19 protein-coding genes are annotated in these 22,881 nt (G+C 74.8%); 8 read left to right on the top strand and 11 right to left on the bottom strand.

Annotated elements, in window-relative coordinates; genetic code table 11:
• The first annotated feature begins 98 nt into the window (after nt 1-98).
• The 3 genes from ACQP2P_RS11690 to ACQP2P_RS11680 all read left to right on the top strand — a co-directional run bounded on the left by ACQP2P_RS11690 (nt 99) and on the right by ACQP2P_RS11680 (nt 3,061).
• A complete protein-coding gene (locus tag ACQP2P_RS11690; RefSeq protein ID WP_433615469.1) occupies nt 99-647 on the top strand; it encodes a hypothetical protein in 549 nt (182 codons plus the stop codon).
• A gap of 40 nt (nt 648-687) precedes the next feature.
• Nucleotides 688-1,731 (top strand): coiled-coil domain-containing protein, encoded by a 1,044-nt coding sequence (locus ACQP2P_RS11685; protein ID WP_433615468.1) that lies wholly within the window; start codon nt 688-690, stop codon nt 1,729-1,731.
• Nucleotides 1,732-1,804: 73 nt separating this feature from the next.
• Complete coding sequence (locus ACQP2P_RS11680; RefSeq protein ID WP_433615466.1) at nt 1,805-3,061, top strand: hypothetical protein; 1,257 nt, start codon at nt 1,805-1,807, stop codon at nt 3,059-3,061.
• A 31-nt stretch (nt 3,062-3,092) separates the two neighbouring features.
• Here the strand turns inward: ACQP2P_RS11680 and ACQP2P_RS11675 are convergent, their stop codons facing one another.
• Nucleotides 3,093-3,989, bottom strand: coding sequence for a LysR family transcriptional regulator (locus ACQP2P_RS11675; RefSeq protein WP_433615464.1), 897 nt, complete (start codon nt 3,987-3,989; stop codon nt 3,093-3,095).
• A 75-nt stretch (nt 3,990-4,064) separates the two neighbouring features.
• Between ACQP2P_RS11675 and ACQP2P_RS11670 the strand changes: the two genes are divergently transcribed.
• The gene (locus ACQP2P_RS11670) at nt 4,065-4,364 is read left to right on the top strand and encodes a CBU_0592 family membrane protein (protein WP_433615462.1); all 300 of its coding nucleotides are present in this window, start codon (nt 4,065-4,067) and stop codon (nt 4,362-4,364) included.
• Here ACQP2P_RS11670 and ACQP2P_RS11665 read toward each other — a convergent pair.
• The 7 genes from ACQP2P_RS11665 to ACQP2P_RS11635 all read right to left on the bottom strand — a co-directional run bounded on the left by ACQP2P_RS11665 (nt 4,331) and on the right by ACQP2P_RS11635 (nt 16,390).
• Entirely contained in the window at nt 4,331-5,695 is a 1,365-nt protein-coding gene (locus tag ACQP2P_RS11665; RefSeq protein WP_433615461.1) for a hypothetical protein, read from the bottom strand. The two genes, ACQP2P_RS11670 and ACQP2P_RS11665, sit on opposite strands and share 34 nt — an antisense overlap.
• Nucleotides 5,696-5,720: 25 nt before the next feature.
• Nucleotides 5,721-9,254 carry a DNA polymerase III subunit alpha gene (dnaE, locus tag ACQP2P_RS11660; protein WP_433615459.1) on the bottom strand — a complete coding sequence of 1,178 codons (3,534 nt, stop codon included), beginning with the start codon at nt 9,252-9,254 and terminating at the stop codon, nt 5,721-5,723.
• A gap of 103 nt (nt 9,255-9,357) precedes the next feature.
• A complete protein-coding gene (locus ACQP2P_RS11655) occupies nt 9,358-11,340 on the bottom strand; it encodes an SWIM zinc finger family protein (RefSeq protein WP_433615458.1) in 1,983 nt (660 codons plus the stop codon).
• Nucleotides 11,337-12,476, bottom strand: a complete 1,140-nt coding sequence (locus ACQP2P_RS11650) for a VWA domain-containing protein (RefSeq protein ID WP_433619104.1) — start codon at nt 12,474-12,476, stop codon at nt 11,337-11,339. The genes ACQP2P_RS11655 and ACQP2P_RS11650 overlap by 4 nt, the downstream gene beginning before the upstream one ends.
• A gap of 50 nt (nt 12,477-12,526) precedes the next feature.
• Nucleotides 12,527-14,875, bottom strand: a complete 2,349-nt coding sequence (locus ACQP2P_RS11645) for a DUF5682 family protein (protein ID WP_433619102.1) — start codon at nt 14,873-14,875, stop codon at nt 12,527-12,529.
• 145 nt (nt 14,876-15,020) lie between these two features.
• Nucleotides 15,021-16,145, bottom strand: coding sequence for an ATP-binding protein (locus ACQP2P_RS11640; RefSeq protein WP_433619101.1), 1,125 nt, complete (start codon nt 16,143-16,145; stop codon nt 15,021-15,023).
• Nucleotides 16,146-16,225: 80 nt separating this feature from the next.
• Nucleotides 16,226-16,390, bottom strand: a complete 165-nt coding sequence (locus ACQP2P_RS11635) for a hypothetical protein (protein ID WP_433615457.1) — start codon at nt 16,388-16,390, stop codon at nt 16,226-16,228.
• A 186-nt stretch (nt 16,391-16,576) separates the two neighbouring features.
• Between ACQP2P_RS11635 and ACQP2P_RS11630 the strand changes: the two genes are divergently transcribed.
• Nucleotides 16,577-16,942 carry an MmcQ/YjbR family DNA-binding protein gene (locus tag ACQP2P_RS11630; protein ID WP_433615455.1) on the top strand — a complete coding sequence of 122 codons (366 nt, stop codon included), beginning with the start codon at nt 16,577-16,579 and terminating at the stop codon, nt 16,940-16,942.
• A gap of 33 nt (nt 16,943-16,975) precedes the next feature.
• Here ACQP2P_RS11630 and ACQP2P_RS11625 read toward each other — a convergent pair whose 3' ends face one another.
• Nucleotides 16,976-17,101, bottom strand: coding sequence for a hypothetical protein (locus ACQP2P_RS11625; RefSeq protein WP_433615453.1), 126 nt, complete (start codon nt 17,099-17,101; stop codon nt 16,976-16,978).
• A gap of 101 nt (nt 17,102-17,202) precedes the next feature.
• On the opposite strand from ACQP2P_RS11625, the gene ACQP2P_RS11620 reads away from it, so the two are divergent.
• Entirely contained in the window at nt 17,203-18,921 is a 1,719-nt protein-coding gene (locus ACQP2P_RS11620) for a BTAD domain-containing putative transcriptional regulator (protein ID WP_433615451.1), read from the top strand.
• 163 nt (nt 18,922-19,084) lie between these two features.
• Entirely contained in the window at nt 19,085-19,627 is a 543-nt protein-coding gene (locus ACQP2P_RS11615; protein ID WP_433615449.1) for an RNA 2'-phosphotransferase, read from the top strand.
• Here the strand turns inward: ACQP2P_RS11615 and ACQP2P_RS11610 are convergent.
• Nucleotides 19,611-20,021 carry a hypothetical protein gene (locus ACQP2P_RS11610; RefSeq protein WP_433615448.1) on the bottom strand — a complete coding sequence of 137 codons (411 nt, stop codon included), beginning with the start codon at nt 20,019-20,021 and terminating at the stop codon, nt 19,611-19,613. The two genes, ACQP2P_RS11615 and ACQP2P_RS11610, sit on opposite strands and share 17 nt — an antisense overlap.
• A 94-nt stretch (nt 20,022-20,115) precedes the next feature.
• Between ACQP2P_RS11610 and ACQP2P_RS11605 the strand changes: the two genes are divergently transcribed.
• The gene (locus tag ACQP2P_RS11605) at nt 20,116-21,864 is read left to right on the top strand and encodes a DEAD/DEAH box helicase (RefSeq protein ID WP_433619099.1); all 1,749 of its coding nucleotides are present in this window, start codon (nt 20,116-20,118) and stop codon (nt 21,862-21,864) included.
• A gap of 37 nt (nt 21,865-21,901) precedes the next feature.
• Here the strand turns inward: ACQP2P_RS11605 and ACQP2P_RS11600 are convergent, their stop codons facing one another.
• The gene (locus ACQP2P_RS11600; protein WP_433615446.1) at nt 21,902-22,726 is read right to left on the bottom strand and encodes a MarR family winged helix-turn-helix transcriptional regulator; all 825 of its coding nucleotides are present in this window, start codon (nt 22,724-22,726) and stop codon (nt 21,902-21,904) included.
• Between the last annotated feature and the right edge of the window lie 155 nt (nt 22,727-22,881).

The raw sequence follows: 22,881 nt of genomic DNA, 5'->3' as shown, positions 1-22,881 counted from the left end.
CCAATCTATCCGCCGCGGGCGCAAGAAACCGGCAAGTTCCCCGGGAACGCATTGATCGGCACCTCCGCGGGGCCCTAGGTTCGGCACCGGTGGATCACATGGATCTCGACTCGGGGCTGATCGAGTCGCCCTCCCTCGCGCTCGCCGTGCACTGCCTCGGCGAGCGGCACCGGGCCGACCCGGTCACGGTGCTGCTCGCGGCCGTCGCGCTGCAGCTGGCCGCGTACACGGGCGAGGACGAGGCCGCCCTGCGCGTGCCGGCGGGCGGGTTCCGGCTCGACTGCGCCCCCTCGCGCTACCGCCACGAGCCCGTCGGCTCGCTGCTGCGCCGGGCCGAGGTCGCCTACGAGGACTCCCGCCCGGACGGCTGCTGGTTCGCCGACCGGCGGTGCGATGCGACCGGGGCCACCGGGGTGCGCGGGGCCGCGCGGCTGTCCGCGGTCGTGCCCCGCGATCCGGCTCCGGCGGGCGCGCGCTTCTTCCTGTGCCTGCTGCGGCTCGGGCCGACCGCCGAGCTGCGGCTGTGCGCGGCGCACGGGTTCCTGGGCCGCCGCGGACCACTGGGCTTCCTCAGCGACCTGGAGCGGGTGCTGGTCCGGGCCACGGGGACGAGCACCACGGCCGGGCTCTACGCGGCGGTGCGGTAGCCCTCAAGTCGGCCCGCCGCCTGCCGATCAGGCGAGCGGTATGACCAGATCACCATGGATCGCGGCCGTCGTGTGCGCCCTGCTGGCCCTGACGGCGGCCCCCGCGTCGGCGAGCCCGAAACCGCAGCCCTCTCCCAGGGCGACGGTGGCGGTCGAGACGGGCTCCGACGCGCTCTCCGATCAGCTCGAGGTGGCCAACAAGGCCTACATCGACGCGCAGAACCAGCTCGCCGCCTCCCAGACCCGCCAGGCGCTCGTGCAGGCCGAGCAGGCCGAGCTGGAGCCGCGCTACCAGCGGCTCGTCGAGGCCACGCACACGGTGACCGTGGCGGCCTACCAGTACGGCGGCGGTCTGCGCGACGCGGCGACCCTGCTGGACAGCCCCAGCCCCGGCGTGTTCGCCGACCGCGTGAGCCTGCTCGAGCTCGTCGCCCGGCGGCAGTCCGCGCAGCTGCAGGAGCTGGCGAGCGTGCGGGCCACCCTCGAGGCGAACCGGGCGACCATCGACGCCGAGGTGCGCCGCCAGCAGGACCAGCTCGCGGTGATGGCCCAGCAGAAGGCGGCCGTGGAGCAGGCGCTCGCCGAGGCGCTGAACCGGGAGTCGCAGCCGATCCTCGACCCGGCGACGACCACGAGCGTGAAGACCCCGCTCGTCAACGCCCAGCCGGCCCCGCGCCGCCCCGACGGCTCGTGGCCGCCGGAGACGTGCGGCCTGCACGACCCGACGACGTCGGGCTGCCTGACCCCGCGCACCGAGCACGCGCTGGAGCAGGTCAAGCTCGCGGGCTTCGAGCACTACGTGTCGTGCTTCCGCCCGAGCGGCCCCTACGAGCACCCGAAGGGGCGGGCGTGCGACTTCGCGGCCGACCCGAAGGGCTTCGGCGGGGTGGCGACGGGGGCGGCGAAGGAGTACGGCACCGAGCTGGCGACGTGGCTCGTGCGCAACGCGTCGGCGCTCGGGGTGATGTACGTGATCTGGTTCCGCCAGATCTGGACCCCGGCCGCGGGCTGGCACCCGTACTCCAGCGGCCAGGGCGACCCGAGCAGCGACCACACGAACCATGTCCACATGTCGATCTACTGAGACATTGACCTCCGTGGTGCTCCCGTGATCTGATCCGAGAACTCTTCACGTTCTGGGATCGAGGAGACCGCCCGTGTCCAAGTTCCTCCGTGCCGCCCTCGTGGCGACCGTGGCCGCCTCCGCGGCGCTCGCCGCGACCGCCGCCACCCCGCCCACCGCTGCCGCCGCCGCCCTGCCCACCGCCGCCGTCGCGCTGGGCGACAGCTTCATCTCCGGCGAGGGGGCGGGCGCCTACCAGCCCGTCGTCGACGTCAACGGCGTGAGCCAGGGCTTCCCCGGCTGGTCGGCGCCGAACAGCAACGCCTTCTTCTGCCACCGCTCGGCCAACGCCTCGCTGCTGCAGGCCACGCTGCCGGGCATGCAGGACCGGTACAACCTGGCCTGCTCCGGCGGCCGCCCCGCCGACTTCGCCAGCCCGTCCTCGGCCCGCGAGAAGGGCCGGACCGTCGCCGCCCAGCTCGACCAGCTCCGCGCCGTCGCCCAGACGCACGACATCGACCTCGTGCTCGTCGGGCTCGGCTCCAACAACAGCCAGTTCACCTTCGGCGACGTGGCGGAGAAGTGCGCCAACCGCTTCATCGCCGACGCGTGGACGGGGTGGTGGGAGTTCTGGGCGTACCTCGGCGGCCCCGTCGAGCAGGCCCCGTGCGCCGCGGGCGACCTGGCCACCCAGGCCCAGTTCGACGCGGCCACCGCCGAGACGGTCGCGGCCGTCCGCCAGCTGCTCACCACGCTCGACCAGGTCGACGCGGACCACCAGCACCGGGTCGTGTTCCAGGACTACACCAACCCGCTGCCGTTCGACCTCGACCCGTCCTACTGGGAGGCCGACGGCCGCCAGGACGACCGGGACAAGTTCCGCGACCTCGGCGCCCTGCGGTACGCGGCCGGCTGCCCGATCCACCGTGCGAGCCTCGCCGCCGGCCATCTCTTCTCGCAGGGCCTGGGCACGATGGTGCGCACCGTGCGCAACACCCTCGCCGCCGAGCGCCCGAACGACGACCTCGTCTTCCTCGACGTCCAGCACGCCTTCGACGGCGCCCGGCTGTGCGAGAAGCCCGGGAGCCCGGCGGGCGCCCTGGCCACGCCGATCCGCCTGCAGGACGGCGCGAGCGGCACCTTCGTGACCAGCCTCTCGGGCAAGGACAAGATCGCCATCCAGCGGATCGCCAACACCTGCGTCTCGTACTTCCAGACCTGCCAGGAGTCGTGGCACCCCACGGCCGCGGGCCAGGCCGTCCTGGCCAAGTGCCTCACGGCGGCCTCGACCACGGCCGCGCGGGCGGTCACCTGCACCAGACAGCCCGACGGCACGATCGTCGCCGCCTAGCGACCCTCCCGGGCCTCGGCCGATCGGGACCCTACCGAGGCCCGGGAGCCACCGTCCGCAGGCACGACAGCAGCGCCTCCACCGCCGGCAGCTGGGCCCTCGCCGCCGTCACGTGGGCGTCCAGCCGCCGCGCGCCCGCGCCCGGCAGCGACGTCACGGTGATCTCGTCGTGGTTCGCGCCGCGCAGGGCCAGGTCCGGCACGATCGTGGCCCCGTGCCCGGCCGCGACCAGCGCCAGCACCGTCGGATAGTCCAGGCACTCGTGCACCCGCCGGGGCGTGAAGCCCTGCTCGCGGCAGACCCGGTCGAGGACCTGGCCCGTCGTCGACGACGGGGAGCCGGCGACCCACGGGCGGTCGGCCAGGTCCGCGTACGAGTGCACGGGCGGCCAGCCCACCGGCACGACCACCCGGTACCGGTCCTCGCACAGCGGCATCACGGTCAGGCGGCGGCGGGTCTCGAGGCCCAGGACCGCGTCGCGTTCGGTGATGGTCAGGTCGATGCCGCCCAGCCGCAGCTCGCGCAGGGCCGGGGCGCCCTCCAGCTCGGTGATCGCGCAGACCACGTCCGGGAAGTCCTCGGCCAGCAGCGCCATCGCCGGCACGAGCAGGTGCCGGATCACCGTCGCGAAGGCGGCGACCCGCACGAGGCCCGCGGCCCGGCCCGACATCGCGGCGAGCTCGCGCTCGGCCTCGGCCAGCTCGCGGGCGATCGCCTCGGCCCGGTCGGCCAGCACCCGGCCCGCGGCCGTCAGCACCGCGCGGCGGCCGGAGCGGTCGACGAGGGGGCGCCCGACGCTGTGCTCGAGCTGGGCGAGCTGCTGGGAGACGGCCGAGGGGGTCACGTGCAGGGCGGCCGCGGCGCCGGCCAGGGTGCCGCGGCGGGCGATCGCGGCCAGCACCGCGAGCCGGCGGGGGTCAAGCTCCATATGAAGCCTCACTGCAGTACTGCTGTAGGAATTCTCGCTCACGCGTTAGCCGCACTTGATGCGAGGATCGTCGCCATGTTGATCGGCTTCTTGGGGTGGGCGGGCGCCGCGCTGGTGCTCGCCGCCTACGGCCTGGTGTCGGCCAAGCGCCTCACCGGCGACGGGTTCGCGTTCCAGGCCATGAACATCGTCGGGGCGGTCGCGCTCGCCTGGAACTCGGCCGTCAGCCACGCGTGGCCGTCCACCGCGGTCAACGTCGTGTGGGTCGGGATCGGGGCGGTGGCCATGTTCCGGATCGCGCGGCGGGCGCGGGTGCGCAGGGCGGCGGAACAGGCGGCGGGTCAGATGGAGTACCAGGGCGCCCGGATGCGGTAGAACGCGAACTCGCCCTTGGTCGCGCAGGCCAGGTAGGTGTGGCTCCAGGTGCAGGAGTCGGGGCGCGCGTCGACGTCGCCGAGGTTGCGCGCGGTGCCGTGCTCGGCGTCGACGCCCATCCACGGGTAGGCGCCGCTGGGCGGTACCGCCGGCAGCAGCAGGTAGCTGCCCTCGTCCAGGCGCGCCGCGCGCTTGCCGGGCCAGCTGCGCACCGTCCGGCCGGCGGCGTCCAGCAGCGTCTCCGCGGTGTCGGTGCCGGAGACCGTGCGCATCATGATGCGGTCGCCGACCGGGACGGCCTGCGAGGGGCGCTCGGCCGGGACGCGGAACACCACCCGGCCGTCGGCGGTGTCGAGCTGGGTGAGGAAGTGGTCCTCGCCGACGCACACCCGCTGCTGCCCGCACGAGGCGACGAACAGGGGCCGGGCCCGCTTGTCCGGGGACACCCACGTCCAGCTGGCCTTGCCGAGGCTCTTGCGGTCGTACGCCCGCAGCGCGAACTTCGCCGCCCGGGGCGTCACGAAGATCTGGTCCTCGTACGGGTACACGAGATCGTCCGGGCCGGCGAGCCCCGTCCCGGCCCCGAGCACGTGCCCGCCGGCGAGCCCGAGGACCTCCAGGCCCCGGTCGGGGATGGCCCGCACGATGTTCGGGTCCACGGTCAGCGCCTCGTCCAGCGGCTCCCCCGCCGTGGACGTCGGCACCTGCTGGCCGCTCCAGTTGTCGGTCAGCCACCAGCTCGCCGCGCCACCCGGCTGGTCGAGCACCGCGGTCGTCTTGCCGTTGCCGACGTCGGTGACGCTCAGGCGGTGCGTGGCCTCGGCGTACCGCACGAAGTACTTGCCCACGAGCTCCCAGCGGTCGCCGGAGTCGACGTCGAAGGTCGCGAACGGCACCCCGTTGTTGGCGTTGAGCAGCGTCACCCGCCGGTGCCCGGCCGCGTCGGGCAGGCCGGTGACCTGCACCATGCCGCGGGCCGAGCGGAACGTGTCGACGTCGGTCAGCGACCTGTTGGTCCAGATCGCGACCGCGGGCTTGTCGGAGTCGACGGCCCGCAGCTCGTAGCTCCCGCCGCCGGTGGCCCGGCCGAGAAAGGCGCGGCCGCCGTCGAGGAACGCGCGGGCGCGGACACTGTCGGCCGGCAGCGCGACGCCGCCGATCCGTTCGAACCGCTCGAAGCCGTACGGGCGCTGGCTCAGCCGGTACACGAACCCGAAGACCAGCAGCACGACGGCCAGCGCGGCGACCCCGGACGCCGACCACCGCGCACGCCGGGAGAGCCACAGCGACCGACGCGGGCGCAGGTCGTCGGCTAAGGCGTGCGCATGCACCCGCCGAGGTTACCGCGCGATCCGGTCAGCTGAAACTGTTCGGGCCGAGCAGGGCCTTCAGGTCGCCCTTGAGTGCCGTCGTCGGGTTCACGTGGTAGGGCCCGAGGCGCAGCAGCGTCACCCGCGAGCCGTGGCTGAGCTTCACGTGCACCTCGGCCTTGCCCGGGTGGTTGACCAGGATCTCCTTGAGCCGGTCGACGAGCGGCGGGGTGCAGCGGGTGGCCGGCAGCGACAGCACGACCGGCCGGTTCTCGTCGGCGGCGCTCACGTCCGGGATCGACAGGTCCATCGCCATGAGGCGGGGCGTCTCGTCGCGGCGGTCGACGCGGCCCTTCACCACCACGATCGCGTCCTCGGCGATGTACTGCCCGACGAGCTCGTAGGTGTTCGGGAAGAACAGCGCCTCGACCGCGCCGCCGAGGTCCTCCAGCGACGCCGAGGCCCACGGCTTGCCCTGCTTGGTGATGCGCCGCTGCACGCCGGTGAGCATGCCGGCCAGGGTGACCACGGCACCGTCGGCGATCGCGCCCTCCTCCGACAGGCGGCTGATCTCGGTGTCGGCCGCCTTCGACAGCACCGACTCCAGGCCGAACAGCGGGTGGTCGGAGACGTAGAGGCCGAGCATCTCCCGCTCGAAGGTGAGCAGCTCGCGCTTGTCCCACTCGATCTGCGGGATCTGCACCGACATCGCCGTGCCGCCGGAGGAGTCGTCGGACCCGAACGCGTCGCCGAACAGGTCGAACTGCCCGATGGCCTCGTTCTTCTTGAGGTCGGCGTAGTTGTCGATCGCGTCGGCGTGGATGGCCAGCAGACCCCGGCGCGGGTGCCCCATCGAATCGAACGCGCCCGCCTTGATCAGCGACTCGATCGTCTTCTTGTTGCACACGACCGAGTCGACCTTGGACAGGAAGTCGTCGAAGTCCTTGTACGGCCCGTTGGCGGTCTGCCGGCAGCGCACGATCGCGTCGACGACGTTGTGCCCGACGTTGCGCACCGCGGCGAGCCCGAACCGGATGTCCTTGCCGACCGGCGTGAAGGGGCCGGTGGACTCGTTGACGTCGGGCGGGAGGACGTCGATGCCCATGCGCCGGCACTCGGCGAGGTACATGGCCATCTTGTCCTTGTCGTCGCCGACGCTCGTGAGCAGGCCGGCCATGTACTCGGCCGGGTAGTTCGCCTTGAGGTACGCGGTCCAGTAGGAGACCAGGCCGTACCCGGCGGTGTGGGCCTTGTTGAAGGCGTAGTCGGCGAACGGGACGAGCACGTCCCAGAGGCTCTTGATCGCCTCGTCGCTGTAGCCGTTGGCGCGCATCCCGTCGCGGAACGGGATGTACTCCTTCTCCAGGACCTCTTTCTTCTTCTTGCCCATGGCCCGGCGCAGCAGATCCGCCTGCCCCAGGGTGTAGCCCGCGAGCTTCTGCGCGGCGCGCTGGACCTGCTCCTGGTAGACAATCAGGCCGTAGGTCGGGCCGAGGATCTCCTTGAGCGGCTCCTCCAGCTCCGGGTGGATCGGGGTGATGTCCTGCTGGCCGTTCTTGCGCAGGGCGTAGTTCGTGTGCGAGTTGGCGCCCATCGGACCGGGCCGGTAGAGCGCCAGCACGGCCGAGATGTCCTCGAAGTTGTCGGGCTTCATCAGCCGCAGCAGCGAGCGCATGGGGCCGCCGTCGAGCTGGAACACGCCGAGGGTGTCGCCGCGGGCCAGCAGCTCGTAGGCGGCCTTGTCGTCCAGCGGCAGGGAGAGCAGGTCGAGGTCGATCCCGCGGCGTTTGATGTTCTTCACCGCGTCGTCGATGATCGTCAGGTTCCGCAGGCCCAGGAAGTCCATCTTCAGCAGGCCGAGCGTCTCGCAGGTCGGGTAGTCGAACTGCGTGATGATCGCCCCGTCGGCGTCGCGCCGCATGAGCGGCACGTGGTCGATGAGCGGCTCCGCGGACATGATCACGCCGGCCGCGTGAACGCCCGTCTGCCGGATCAGGCCCTCGAGTCCCTTGGCGGTCTCGACGACCTTCTTGACGTCCGGGTCGCTGTCGTACAGGGCGCGGAACTCGGCCGCCTCGGAGTACCGCGGATGGTTCGGGTCGAAGATGCCCGAGAGCGGGATGTCCTTGCCCATCACCGCGGGCGGCATGGCCTTGGTGATCTTGTCGCCGACCGCGAACGGGTAGCCCAGCACGCGGGCCGAGTCCTTGATGGCGGCCTTGGCCTTGATGGTGCCGAAGGTGGCGATCTGGGCGACGCGGTCGTCGCCCCACTTCTCGGTCACGTAGCGGATGACGTCGCCGCGCCGGCGCTCGTCGAAGTCGATGTCGATGTCGGGCATGGAGACGCGGTCGGGGTTGAGGAACCGCTCGAAGATCAGCCCGTGCGGGAGGGGATCGAGGTCGGTGATGCCCATCGCGTACGCGACCAGGCTTCCGGCCGCCGAACCACGCCCGGGGCCGACGGCGATGCCCTCGTTCTTGGCCCACATGATGAAGTCCGAGACCACGAGGAAGTACGCCGGGAAGCCCATCGAGAGGATGATGTCCGTCTCGTAGTCGGCCTGCTTCTGGTGGGCCTCGTCCACGCCGTTGGGGAACCGCCGGGCCATCCCGCGGGCGACCTCGGCCCGGAAGAACGACTCCTCCGTGTGGCCCTCGGGCACCGGGAAGCGCGGCATCAGGTTGACGAACTTGAACATGTCCGTGGTGTCGACCTTCTCGGCCACCAGCAGGGTGTTCCTGCAGCCGGCCTGCCACAGCTCGGACGAGTCCACGGCCCGCATCTCGTCGGCCGACTTGAGGTAGTAGCCGGAGCCGCCGAACCGGAAGCGGTTGGGGTCGTTGATGTTCGCCGCGGTCTGCACGCACAGCAGCACGTCGTGGGCCTCGGCCTGGGCCTGGTGCGTGTAGTGCGAGTCGTTGGTGACCACGGGCGGGATGTTGAGCCGCTTGGAGATCTCGGTCAGGCCCTCGCGGACCCGCTTCTCGATGTCGAGGCCGTGGTCCATGACCTCGAGGAAGTAGTTGTCCTTGCCGAAGATCTCCTGGTATTTCGCGGCCGCCTTCAGCGCCTCGTCGAACTGGTCGAGCCGCAGCCGCGTCTGGACCTCGCCGGACGGGCAGCCGGTGGTGGCCATGAGGCCCTCGGCGTGCTCGGCGATGATCTCGGCGTCCATCCGCGGCCACTTCACGAAGTGACCCTCGATCGACGCGCGCGAGTTGAGCCGGAACAGGTTGTGCAGGCCGGTCTTGTTGCGCGCCCAGATCGTCTTGTGCGTGTAGCCGCCGGAGCCGGAGACGTCGTCGTCCTTCTGGTCCGGCCGGCCCCAGCGGATGCGCTGCTTGGTGAGGCGCGACTCCGGGGCGACGTAGGCCTCGACGCCCAGGATCGGCGTGACGCCCGCGCCCTTGGCCTGCTTGTAGAAGTCGTACGCGCCGTGCATGTTGCCGTGGTCGGTGATCGCGACGGCGGGCATGCCGAGCCGGTTGGCCTCGGCGAACATCTCCTTGAGGCGCGCGGCGCCGTCGAGCATGGAGTACTCGGTGTGCACGTGGAGATGCACGAACGAGTCGGCCATGCTCAACCCCCCGGGGCTCGGTCTGACAGGTCCGGCCATGGACCCTACCCCCATCCGGACGCCTTTGGGCGGACCCCCCACGGACGTGTCGAACGGCACTGCGCTACCGCAGTTCCGCCGTCACCGTCAGTCGCAGATGGGCATCGACCCAGGCCCTCACCACCGCCTCGCCGGGGTCGGGCCCGAGCGCGTCGCGGAGCGTCTCGAGCGCGGCCGCGGCCCGGTGGAGCCCGACCCGGTGCAGCCCGTCACCGGCCTTGCGCAGCCGGTCACCGAAGCCCGGCGGGAGGTGGCGCAGTCCCCGGTGCGGCATCTCGGCGAGCGTGGCGATCGCGTGGTCGAGCGCCTCCGCCAGCGGCTCCTTGCCGACGCCGTCCGGCCGCGCGAGCTCCCCGGCACCGGCCTCGCCCAGGTCCGGGACGACGACCGTGGCCCCCGCCACGATCGCGAGCGGGTCGATCTCGATCCCGCCGCTGGTCTTGCGCACCACCCCGCTGACGAACGACGGCCCGGCCGCGAGGGCCTCGGCGACGGCGTCGAGGCGGCCCGGGGCGGCGGCGGTGTGGGTCGCGGTGAGGACGGCCCGGTTGCCGTGCCGGTCGGCGAGGCCGGCCCGCAGACGCTGGGCCCCGGGCGCGTACGCCACGGCGTGCACCTGCGCGACCTCCAGCACGCGCACCAGCTCGGCCTCGATCCGCGGCCGGACGACCCGCGGCGGCAGCCGGTCGAGCTCCCCGGCGAGCGCGGCCAGGTCCCGCACGAGCAGCGTGGCCGGGAGCCGGTCCCACGCGCCGCGCGACGCCGTGACGGTCGCCTTCGCGACCCGGCTCGTCGTCAGCCGGACGGCCCGGCCGGCGCTGCGCACCGCGGACTCCGTCACCAGCGTGCCGGCCGCGAGCGCCCCGACGCTCGACCCGGCGAGCCGCCGCCGGCCGAGCCGCGCCCCGGGCTCGTCGCCGTCCCAGACCCGCCGCAGCACGAGCACGGTGCCGGTGTCGGCGTGGGCCAGGTACACCTCGACGACCCGCCGCTCGTCCCCCGTCGCCGCGCTCCCGGCGGCCACGACGCGGCACCCGAGCCCGTCGAGCCGGACCCGGCGCAGTGCCGTCTCGGCCGCCTCCCCGGTGCCGAGCACCCGGGCCCGAGCCCCGCCGCCGAGCCCCCGGGCCGCCCGCGCCCGCGCGTGCAGCTCCCCGACCAGCTCGGCCAGCCGCTCGGGCGAGTACCCGCTGCCCCGGTCCCGGTACGCCTCCAGCTGCTCCGCCAGCTCCCCGACGGCCAGCAGCGGCCACCGCAGCCCGTCGCGCTCCAGCCGCCGGGTGACGTCCGCGATGCCGCCGACGATCCCGGCCCCGAGCTGCACCGCCCCGCCGAGCAGCACCTCGGTGGCCAGCCCGGCCGCGAGGCCGGGCCCCTCGCCGCGCTCCGTCGCCGGTTCGCCGACGTCGACCCGCACGTCGGCCTGCCCCGGCGCCTGCCGGTCGGCCTCCCGGAACGCCCACACGGCGAGCGCGATCACGTCGTCCCGCATCCCGGCCACGGCGTCGGTGTGCACGAACCCGAGGTCGTGCGGGACCAGGAAGCGCACGGTGGCCGAGCCGAGGTCGACGCGCGCGACGGGGTCGGCGGCGCTCGGCCGGATCACCCGCGCGTGGTAGCCGGCCCGCCGCGCCCGGCGGGCCGCGGCCATCATCCGCGCCCCGATCCGCTCCGCGACCCGCTCGTCGGTGAACGCTCCCGGCGACCACCCGACGGCCCCGGCGGCCGCCTCGCCGGTGCCGCCCGCCGGCGCATCCCCGCCCGCCGGCTTCTCGCCGGACCCGCCCGCCGCCTGGTACGCCAGGATCAGCCCGAGCACGTGCCGGCACACGCCGGCCGCCCCGCACGTGCAGGTGGCCCGCTCCAGCCCGCCGGTCGGCAGCGCCGGGGCGGCCCCGTCGGCGAAGCTGCCCCGCAGCGTGCCGTCGGCGTCCTCGGCGACCCCGGGCGGCGCGGCCTCGACCTCGCGGGTGGCCCGCTTGACCAGGCCCCGGTTCGTGAGCGCGGCCAGCGAGCCGGCCGTCAGCGCGAGCACGTCCGCCCTCATCGGCCCACGTGCTCCGCCACGAACGCCGCCAGCTCCCCCGGCGTCATCGCCCCCACCCCGGCCCCGGCGTCGGCGAGCCGCTGGGCCGTGTCCGGGTCGTACGACGGGTCCGCCTGCTCGTCCAGCGCGGCCAGGCACAGCACCGTGGTGCCCTGCTCGACGAGCGCCCGCACCCCGCGCACCAGCTGCGCCTGGTCCCCGCCCTCGTAGAAGTCGCTGATGAGCGCGACGACGCTCCGGCGGGGCTGCTCGATCAGCTGGGTGCCGTAGGCGACCGCCCGCGCGATGTCGGTGCCGCCGCCGAGCTGCACCTTCATCAGGACCTCGACGGGGTCGTCGACCTCGCCGGTCAGGTCGGTCACGTCGGTGTCGAACGTGACCAGGTGCGTCCTCACGCCCGGCAGCCCCCAGAGGCACGCGGCCGTGACGGCGGCGTGGATCACGGACCCGGCCATCGACCCGGACTGGTCCACCAGCAGCACGAGCTGCCACCGCTCGACGTGGCGTCGGGTGCGCGAGAAGAAGTACGCCTGCTCGACGTACACCTTGCGCTCCCGCGGCCGGTAGTGCCCCAGGTTGGCCCGCAGCGTGCGGCGCACGTCGAAGTCCCGCGCCAGCCGGAACCGGCTCGGCGTGCGCGACCGCGCCCCGGTGAAGGCCCGCCGGACCTCGGTGGCGAGGCGCTGCATGAGCTGCCGCACGACCGCCTCGACGATCCGCCGCGCCTGCCGCAGCACCTCGGGATCCATCAGGTGCTTGGTGCGCAGCACCGCCCGCAGCAGCGTCTCGTTCGGCTCGATCCGGGCCAGGACGGCGGGGTCGGTCACCACGTCATGGATCTCGTAGCGCTCCACCGCGTCGCGCTCGAGCCGCTCGATGGTCTCCTTGGGGAACAGCCTGGCGATCTGGTCGAGCCAGTCGACGGTGGTGAGGACCGACGGCCCGTCGCCGCCGTGCCGCCCGCGGCCCCGGACCCCGCGCCGCCGCAGCTCCTCGTCCCGCCCGTACAGCCACTCCAGCGCCGCGTCCTGCCCCGCCCCGGCGCCGTCGAGCACCCCCCGGCCGAGGGCCCCGTCGGCGGCGTGCCCGAGCACGAGCCGCCACCGCTGCAGCCCCGGGTCGGCCCCGCCCGGCACCGCGGCGCCCCCTGCGGCGTTCGCGTCGGCCGGGCGCGCCGGCTCGCCGGTCACGACAGCATCCCGTGCCGGGCCAGCGCCGCGTCGACCCGCGACTCCAGCACCGCCGCCCGCGCCAGCGACTCCGCGTCGACGGACGGCGCCCGCAGCATCGCCCGCCCCGACCCCGCGACCCCGCGCCGCGCCAGCACGTGCTCGGCGATGGTCTCCCGCTCCCGCGGCGGGAAATACGCGAACGCCTGCCGCAGCGCCGGCAGCGCGATCAGGAAGTCCTCCGCCCCGAGCGCCGAGACGATCTCGTCCAGCAGATCGAGCACCCCCTCGGCGTGCAGCACCTCCTCCCGCGCCACCGCGAACAGCCCGGACAGCCAGTCCCCGAGCGCCACCACGCCGCCCGCGCCGCGCACCGCCCGCACCGGGTCGTCCTGCGCCCCGAGCGCCCACCCGAACCCGAACGCCCCGCCCCGCAGGTCCGGCGGGCCGTCGCGCCCTGCCGCGACCCGCGCCATCGTCCCGAGCGCCGCCGCCCGGTCGAGCCCGAGCTGCGACCCCGCGTGCCGCACGACGTCCCGCAGCGCGACCACGGCCCCGATCCGCCCCGGGTCGGCCGCCGCCGAGGCCCCCCGGGCCCCCTCCGCCAGCCACAGCAGCCGATCGTGCGAGGCCGAGATGACCACCCCGAGCGCCGCGGACCCGGCGGTGCCGAGCAGCCGATCGTGCCGCCACAGCGCCAGCAGTACGCCGAGCAGCCGCCCCAGCTCCCCCAGATCCTGCGCCGAGGCGATGCCGAGCCCGAGGTCGCGCAGCACCTGCTCGGAGAGCCGCGTCGTGCCGCACAGGGCCGCGTCGAAGAGCGCCCCGGCCAGAGCCCCCACGTTCCCGCCCGCGTCCGCGACGCGCTCGGCGATCCGGGCGGCCGCGGCCGATTCGAGGGTCGCCCCGTAGGCCCCCGCCTCGATCAGCGACGGCAGCCGATGCTCGTGCTCGCGCACCGTCCACTGCTCGTCCAGCACCGGATCGACCCCGGTGGCCGGCCCGTGCCGCCGCTCGAACCCCGGGACGGCCAGCACGCGCAGCCGATGCAGCATCCGGCTGCGCCGCTGCCCGTCCGGCGCCGTCAGGCTCAGCGCGACCGGCCCGCCCGTGTCGAGCCCCTCCCGTTCGAGCTGCGCCGCGACGTCGTGCACGAGCGGCGGCAGCGGCGTCGCCCGGTGCAGCCGCCCGACCCGGTCCCCGCTGAGCGCCGCGACCATCTCGACCACGACCGGGTGGGTGCCGGCCCGCAGCCGCCCGCGCGTGGCCCACGGCAACGGCTCCTCCAGCGCGTCCCGCACCAGCGCGGCGGCCAGCCCGTCGAGCATGTCGGCCCGCCCCGGGTGCCGATGGCCCCGCACGAGCGCGAGCCCGGCGGCGCAGGCCCGGGCCGCGACGAGATCGGCGGTGCAGACCCCCTGCCGCCGCCGGCGCAACCGCCGGACCACGGCCCCGACCAGCCCGTCGGCCGCCGCCTGCGCCCCGGACTCCCACAGCCGCTGGTAGTACTCCGGCGACGGCATCCCCGACTGGTACCCGGCGAACGCGTCGAGCCGCCGGAACGAGTACGGCACGAGGTAGCTCCCGCCGACGGCCCCGTGCGGCAACGAGGGCGCCGCGGGCCACCCGTCCACCGGCGCGCCGTCGCCCGCCGCTGCGCGGTCGCGCTCCGTGAGCCGCATCAGCGCGGGCCGGTGGAACCCGCCCGTGACCACCACGACGGGCCGCCCTCCGGCCTCGCGTCGCGCGGCCCGCACCCATCGCGCCATGTACTCCTCCCGCGCCCGGTCCCCCTCGCTCGCCTCCGACTCCCCGCGCAGCAGGTCGAAGTAGGCCGCCAGCCGCGCCTCGATCGCGCTGCCGGACGCGGTCGCGCCCACCGCCGGGGTGTCGTCGGGGTGATGCGCCGGGCCGGCGGCGGTGGCGGGCTCGATCTCGAAGAGGTGGTCCCACAGCGAGTCCACGTTGTCGACCGAGAACGCCTCGCACAGCCGGTCGACGGCCTCGGCGTAGCGCTCCTCGGCGTCGCAGTACCGGTTCTCGCGCCCGGCCAGGGCCTCGTGCCAGGCCGGCAGGTCGATGAAGCGCACCTCGGCCCCCGCGGCGCGGCCGGCGGTGAGCGCGACCCACTCCGGCGAGTACTCGCAGAACGGCGCCCACGACCCCGCGTGCCGATGCTCGTCGCGGTAGCTGCTGAACACCGCGATCGGCAGCGTGTGCCCGAGCAGCAGCTCGTCCATGCGCTCGTTCATGTCCGCCGGCCCCTCGACGAGCACGTAGGCGGGCCGCAGCGCGGCGATCGTCGCGCCGACCAGGCGGGCGCAGGCCGGGCTGTGGTGGCGCACCCCGATGAACGTCACCGTCATCGCGCGTCGCCCCTCCCGCCGGTCGGCGTCCCAGGCGCCCCCGCCGCGACGCACGCCGCCGTCACCACGGCGAACTCCCGCTGGGCACCTGGGCGCGCCGGGCCGTGGTCGCGCGTCTCGAGGCATGCCGCCGTCATCGCGGGCCTCAGCCCGGCAGCTGGTGCCGGGCGGCGTGCAGGGCCCGCCACTGCTCGCCACCGCGCCAGGTCGCCTGCTGCTCCAGGTATCGGCGCAGCTTCGCGAGATCCTCCGGGCTGTCCTTGGCCGCGGTGCCGGCGAGGCAGGCGACGAGGTCGGCCGCGGTGCCGGGCTCCCCGCGCAGGAACCACCCGCGCAGCCCGACCGCGTGCGCGACGGACACCGCCTCGGCCGTGCTCATCACCGCCGTGAGCCGGTCCATCGAGTCGCCGCGGGCCGTGCGCCCGGTCCGCAGCTCCCGGAACGTCGTGACCAGCACCTCGAGCACGTCCCGCCGCGGCGGCGCCGTCACCCCCGAGCGCCGCAGCAGGGCCGCCGCCTCGGCCTCCACGAGCGCGAGCTCGGTCTGCAGGTCCGGGATCGGGAACACGGTCTCGAAGTTGAACCGGCGCTTGAGCGCCGCGCTCATCTCGTTGACGCCCCGGTCGCGGGTGTTGGCCGTGGCGATGACGTTGAACCCGTCGCGCGCGAACACCATCGCGTCCGGCCCGGTCAGCTCCGGCACCGCGAGCACCCGGTCCGACAGCGGCGACAGCAGGCTGTCCTGCACCTCCAGCGGGCAGCGGGTGATCTCCTCGAACCGCACCACCCGCCCCTCGGCCATCCCGCGCAGCAGCGGCGCCCGCACCAGCGAGCGGGTCGAGGGCCCCTCGGCGACCAGGAGCGCGTAGTTCCAGGAGTACTTGATCTGGTCCTCGGTCGTCGCCGCCCCGCCCTGGATCGTCAGCGTCGACACCCCGCTCACGGCCGCCGCGAGCAGCTCGGACAGCAGCGACTTGGCCGTGCCCGGCTCCCCGACGAGCATCAGCCCCCGGCTCGTGGCCAGCGACACCAGCGCCCGGTCGATGAGCGACGGATCGCCGACGAACTTGCGGCTGATCCCCGCGCCCGGGTCCCCGACGATGAACCGCCGGGCCGCGGGGAGGCTCAGCACCCACCCCGGCGGCCGCGGCCCGGCGTCGGTCTCGGCCAGCAGCCGCAGCTCATCCGCATGCCGCACCTCGGCCGGGGGCCGCTGCACCGCGCCGGCCGGCACCGTCGCCGCCTCCGCCACCGCCTCGATCCCCTCCACCTCGACGACGCCCGCCCCACCCGCACCGTCCCCGGCACCAAGCACGCCGGCACCAGGCACGCCGGCCCCGGCCGCGCCGCTCACCGGGTCGCCTCGCCGGGCGGCGTGCGGCCGGGCTCGGCGCCGAGACGGGCGAGGCCGGCCGCGGCGCCCGGTTCGGGCGCATACGGCACGGGCATCCAGTCCCGGCGCGGCAGCAGGTGCCCGCGCCACCCGGCCGGTGTGACGAACCGGTCCTCGCTCATCGCCCGTCGGCCCCCTCGTGATCCGTCCCGACGGGCGACACACTAGCGACCCCCACCGACATTTTTTCGCGGCGGCGCCCCCGACCTGCGGCAATGCGGATTCGAGCGGAGGGGTCCGACAAAGTCGCCAAATGGGGAAAATCGGATCCCGGGAAAAGTGTCGTACCGTCCTGTTACATCAGAGTCATGGGATTGCGGACCGTACGCGGGGTGAGCGCCGACGAGGCGCTACGGATGGTTCTGCTGTTGCCCGAGGTCGACCAGCGCCAGCACGGCAACCACCTCGGGTTCCGGGTCCGGGACAAGGCGTTCGCGTACCTGTGCGCCGACGACCTGACGATGCTCGTGAAGGCGACCCGGGAGGAGCAGGCCGCGCTCGTGGAGGACGACCCGCGGGCGTACAAGAAGGCCCGCGCGTCCGGGCGGATCGGCTGGGTCCAGGTGCGCCTGCGCAAGGCCCACGAGGACGAGCTCGCCGACCTGATCACGGAGGCGTGGCGGATGACGGCGCCCCGGCTCATCGTGGCGCGCGCCGACCTTCCGCTCTGCTGAACCCGCGGCCGGGTGACGGCGTGCGGCGCCGGTTCAGGTGGCGGCGGAGATGACGGTCAGGATCAGGCCGGCGGCCAGAGCGGTGAGCAGGACGGCGGCCAGGGCGATGCGCCAGCCGAGGCGGATGGCCGCGCCGGCTTGGGCGGCGGTGTGCTTCATCCGCCAAGCCAAGCAGGGCGACCTCACGTCCGGCTGTGGTGAACCTGAAGTGCACCGATGGGAGCACTCAGATCCCCCGCGGGGCTGCCGAATCCGGCGGCGTGGACGTTCGGGTGCTCGGCACGATCGAGATCATCGACCCCGCGGACGCGGGCGCGCGGCGGCTGACCGGCGAGGATCTGCCCCGCCGGGCCCGGCAGGTGCTCGGGGTGCTCGCGGCGCGGCACGACCGGGTGCAGTCCAAGGACGCGCTCGCCGACGCGGTCTGGGGCGAGGAGCTGCCCGGCAACCACGCGGCGGCGCTGGAGCACTACGTGTCGGTGCTGCGGCGGGCGCTGCAGCCGGGGGTGCCGACGGCGCGGTCGTTCATCGTGACGCGGGCGGGCGGATACGTGTTCGCGACCGACCGCGCGCGGCTGGACCTGGCCGAGCTGCGGGCGGCGGCGCGCACGGCCGAGGCCGAGCCGGACCGGATGGACGTGCGCGAGGAGATCGTGCGGCTCGCGAAGGATCTGCCGTTCGCCGAGGACGAGTACGCGGACTGGGCGGCCCCGGCCCGGGGCGAGGTCAGGGCGGCGCTCGTCGCGGCGCAGCTCGACCTGGCCGAGCGGGGCGTCGACGGCGATCCGGGGCGGGCGCTGCGGCTGGGGCGCCAGGCGCTGGAGCTCGATCCGTACGCCGAGCGCGGCTACCGCGTGGTGATGCGGGCCGTGGCCGGGCAGGGGCGCAAGGACGAGGTGCTGCGGTGGTACGAGCGGTGCGTGCGCGCGCTGACGGACGAGCTCGGGATCGCGCCCGCCGCCGCCACCACGGCGCTGCGGGATGCGCTGGTCGCCACGCTGGAGGGCGGGCCGCCGGCGTTCGAGCGGCGGCGCGGGGACCGGCGCCGGGCGCCCCGCGAAGCGGCGGTGGCGCCGGTCCGGGAGGCGGCCGGGGGTGAGCGCGGCGGGTTCGTCGGGCGCGTCGCCGAGCTCGAGGCGCTCGCGTCCGGACCCGATGTCGTGCACGTCGCCGGGCCCGCCGGGGCCGGGAAGTCGGCGCTGCTCGGGCGGCTGCGGGAGCTGTACCCGGACGTCGTCGGGCTCGGGCGCGGGCCCGGGCCGGGCGGGGCGCTGCGGCTGGGGTGGCTGCGCGCGGTGCTGCACCAGCTCGGGGCGCCCGCCGACGCGGTGCTCGACGCGGCCATGGCCGAGCGGCGGCACCTGTCGCCGGGCGAGCTCGACGAGATCGCCGGCCGGCTGCCGCGCGGAGCCGTGCGGGCCGTCGTCGCCATCGACGACGCCGAGCACCTCGACGCCGACTCCGTGGCCGAGCTGCGGTGGCTGCGGGAGCGCGGGGTGCGGGTCGTGGTGTCGTACCGCTACCCGTCGGCGATCGCCGAACGGCCGCTCGGGGCGCTCGACGCCGACCTCGTGCTGCGGCCGGCGCCGCTGACGGACGCGGACCTGCCCGACGACGTGCTCGAGGCCACCGGCGGGATCCCGGGGCTGGTCACCGCGGCGCGGGAGCTCGGGCCCCGGCTGGGCGGCGAGGTCGCCATGCACCTGGCTCGGCACCGGACGCGGTGGATGCCGCCGGCGGCGTGGGAGATCCTCCGGCTCACCGCGGCGCTCGGGTCGCTGCGGGTCGAGCAGGTGGCGGCCGCGGGCGGGCTGGAGCTCGACGACGTGCTCGGGGCCGTCGACCAGCTGGTGCACGCGCACCTGCTCGTCGAGGGGCCCGGCGGGCACGTCCGGCATCGCAGCGCCCTGGTGCGGGCGGCGGTGGCCGAGCAGGTCTCCGCCGCGCGGGGGCAGCACCTGCGCGCCCGGCTCGCCTGAGCACGCGGCTGGTGCGGGCCGCGGCGCCGGGGTCGACGTGACCGAGGTGGTCCGGGACGCGCGCGACGGCGGTCCGGGTCGTCCTGGACGGGCCGCGCAACGCGCCGTGACGCCGGAAATGCCGTGGCCCCCGCCCGCAGGACGGCGCACAATCGGGTCCGACATGGAATACCAGCAGTTGGTCAAGATCAGTAAGCGGATGTCCAAGGCGCTGCGCCACGAGCCCGCACGGGTCGGGCTGACGCTCGACGCCGCCGGGTGGGTGCCCGTCGCCGAGTTCCTCACCGCGATGCGCATCGACCGGGCCACGCTGGACGAGGTGGTCGGCGGCAACGACAAGCAGCGCTTCGCCGTAGCCGTGGGCGAGGACGGCGTCGAACGCATCCGGGCCAGCCAGGGGCACTCGGTCCCCGTCGAGCTGGGGCTGGCCGAGGCGGAACCGCCCGAAGTGCTGTTTCACGGTACCGCTGCCGCCGCCTTGGCCTCGATCCAGGCGACCGGACTCAACCGGGGCGGCCGGCACCACGTCCACCTGTCACCCGACAGCGCGACCGCGCGCCGGGTCGGGGCCCGCCGCGGGGGCGCCGTCGTGATCCTGACGGTCCTCGCCGGGGAGATGGCCCGCGCCGGGCACCTCTTCTACCGGTCGGACAACGGCGTGTGGCTGACCGAAGCGGTGCCGGCCGGCTTCATCCGGACCGGGTGAGCAGCCGCCGCAGCAGCGCCGCCAGCGGCATCGACTCGCCGTCGCGCGCCCCCTCGCCGACGATCAGGCGCGGCGGCTGCGGGCTCGGGTCGGCCCCCACGAGCAGCGCCTTCACCGACGACGGGACGAGCAGCGAGTAGTACTCCCCGTCCTGCGCGATCGCGATGGTGCGGGCGGGATTGAGGTACCACCCCCGCAGCCCCGTGCGGTAGGACCGCCCGCTGTAGGAGCGCGCCCGCAGCGGCTCCGGCGCCGGGCCCGACTCGCGCGCGGCGGCCACGAACTCGGCGATCAGGGCCCTGGCCTGCTCGGTCTCGGCCTCACGGCGGCGCTCGAGCTCGGCCCCGTGATGGGCCACCGCCCGCGCCCTCTGTTCCCGCCAGTCGTCGGTCACGGCGAAACCCTATCCGGTCGCAGATCACACTCAGCGACCGCGCCACCGGGGGGCCCGGAGGCGTTTGGGATGCTAGAAGTGCCGTCTGCATTGCCTGAGTGAGGAGCACCCCGTGACCGCGACCTTCGATGATGGGGACGTGACCGGCTTCGGCGAGCTCGGGCTACGCGACGAGCTGCTCAAGGCCCTGGCCGGCCTCGGCTACGAGGAGCCGACCCCGATCCAGCGCGAGGCCATCCCGCCCATGCTCGCCGGCCGGGACCTGCTCGGCCAGGCCGCGACCGGCACGGGCAAGACCGCCGCGTTCGCCCTGCCGCTGCTGCAACGTCTGCCCTCGCCCGGGGGCGACAACCCGTCCGCGCTGATCCTGGTGCCCACCCGCGAGCTGGCGGTCCAGGTGTCGGAGGCCATCCATCGGTACGGCCGCGACCTGGGCGTCCGCGTCCTGCCCATCTACGGCGGGCAGCCCATCGGCCGCCAGCTGCGCTCGCTCGAGTTCGGCGTCGACGTCGTGGTCGCGACCCCGGGCCGGGCGCTGGACCACCTCGGCCGGGGCACGCTGCGCCTGCACGACCTGCACGTCGTGGTGCTCGACGAGGCCGACGAGATGCTCGACATGGGCTTCGCCGAGGACATCGAGGCGATCCTGGCCGAGACGCCCGAGGACCGGCAGACCGTGCTGTTCTCGGCCACGATGCCGCCGCGGATCGACGGGCTGGCCGCGAGCCACCTCAACGACCCGGTGCGCATCCAGATCGGCCGGGAGCCGACCCCCGCGGGTGAGGCGCCGCTCGTGCGCCAGGTGGCATATGTCGTACCGCGGGCGCACAAGCCGGCCGCCCTCGGACGCGTCCTGGACGTGGAGGCGCCCGGGGCGGCGATCGTCTTCTGCCGCACCCGCGACGAGGTCGACCAGCTGACGGAGACGCTCAACGGCCGCGGCTACCGGGCCGAGGCCCTGCACGGCGGCATGGGCCAGGAGCAGCGCGACCGCGTGATGGCCCGGCTGCGCAACGGCACCGCCGACCTGCTCGTGGCCACCGACGTCGCGGCCCGCGGGCTCGACGTGGAGCACCTCACGCACGTGGTGAACTACGACGTGCCGTCGGCGCCGGAGTCCTACGTGCACCGCATCGGCCGCGTCGGGCGCGCCGGGCGCGAGGGTGTGGCCATCACCCTGGCCGAGCCGCGCGAGCACCGGATGCTCAAGACGATCGAGCGCGTCACGAAGCAGCGCATCGCGATCGAGAAGGTCCCGTCGGTCGCCGACCTGCGCGCCCGCCGCATGGAGCTCACCCGCGCCGCCCTGCACGAGAGCCTCGTCGCCGACAACGGCCTCGAGCGCTTCCGGGTGATCGTGGAGTCCCTCGCCGAGGAGTTCGACCCGATGGAGATCGCGCTCGCCGCGATCAAGCTCGCCCACGAGTCGGCCGCCGTCGGGGAGAACGACGAGGAGGAGATCCCGGAGGTCACGCTGCGCCAGCCCCGGGAGTTCTCGCGTGACGAGCGCTCGAACCCCAACCGGCGGGTCAGCGTGCGCGACTCCGACGGCCGCGGCCGGGGCCGCGAGACCGGCGGCCGGCGCGCCCCGACGGGCGGGATGACCCGCCTGTTCGTGGGCGCGGGCCGCGCGGCGGGCATCCGGCCGCAGGACCTGGTCGGCGCGATCACCGGCGAGTCGAGCCTCACCGGCCGCGACGTGGGCGCGATCGAGATCGCGGACCGCTTCTCCCTCGTGGAGGTCCCGGACGGCGCGGTCGACGAGGTCATCGACACCCTGCGGCGCACCACGCTGAAGGGCCGCCGCCCGGTCGTGCGCCGCGAACGCCACCGGCCCGCCTGACCCGGCCCTCCTGACCCGGCCCGCCTGGTCGAGGCCACTATCGCGACCCGGCGGCGTCGAGCGCCGCGGCGACGGGTTCGAGCGCGGCGATGAGCTCGTCGCGCTCGCCCGGCTCGAGGCCGGCGAGGGCCGTCGCGGCGAGGTCGTCGGTGATCGCCTCGATCCGTGCCTTGGTCTCGCGGCCCTCGTCGCTGAGCCAGCCGTCGGCGCCGATGAGACCGCGCTCGCGCATCCCGTCCACGACCGCGGCCAGCCGCGGCGCGGGCAGGTGGTGGACCCGGCCGAACTGCCCGGCGGGCATGCCCTCGGACAGGGCGTGCAGCACGTGGGCCTCGGTCCCGCCGATGCCGGCGGCGACCAGGGCGGCGTTGTGGCCGTCGCCTCGGTGCTCGCGCAGGAGCGTGGCCGCGTGCCAGAGCCGGGCGACGGGCTCCCCGGGCACGGGCAGCGTGCGCAGGGCGGCGTACAGGGGCCGCCCGTGTGCCGGGGCGCTCGTCGCCGCCTTGGTGGCCAGGTCGGCGGCGCGGGCGAGCGTGGGGGTGTCGCCGAGGATCCGGCGCAGCGCCGCGGCACTGCCCCGCTCGCGGGCGGCGATCGCCTCCTCGGGGGTGGTGATGTCCCAGACGTGGGGGATGTGGCGGGCGACCTCGCCGGGCGCGAAGTTGTAGAAGACGGCGTCGACGACCGCGGCCGGGACCCGGCCGAGCGGGGCGGCCCGCCCGGCGAAGTAGGCGTCCCAGGTGTTGCGCAGGCCGAGCGCCAGGAGGGCCTGGTCCGGCTCGTCGGCGAAGTAGGTGACGAGGTGGATCGGCTCGACGAGCCCGTGCAGGCGGCGGGCGGTCTCGGCGGGCGTGGAAACCATGGACGGCATCTGGATCGGCTCCTGTGATCGAGGTCCTGTGGGGCTGCTCGACCCTGCTACGAACAGCCCAGCCCCGATCCGACACGTCATCCGAGATTTTCGGCGAGGTCGGTCGAGCGAGCGCATCGCCCTGGCCGCCCCAGATCGCTCAGCCT

The organism is Dactylosporangium sp. CA-139114 (assembly GCF_050955725.1).
GTDB lineage: Bacteria > Actinomycetota > Actinomycetes > Mycobacteriales > Micromonosporaceae > Dactylosporangium.
Note: the sequence above shows the minus strand (reverse complement) of the source record. Positions and strands in the feature narration are given on the sequence as shown.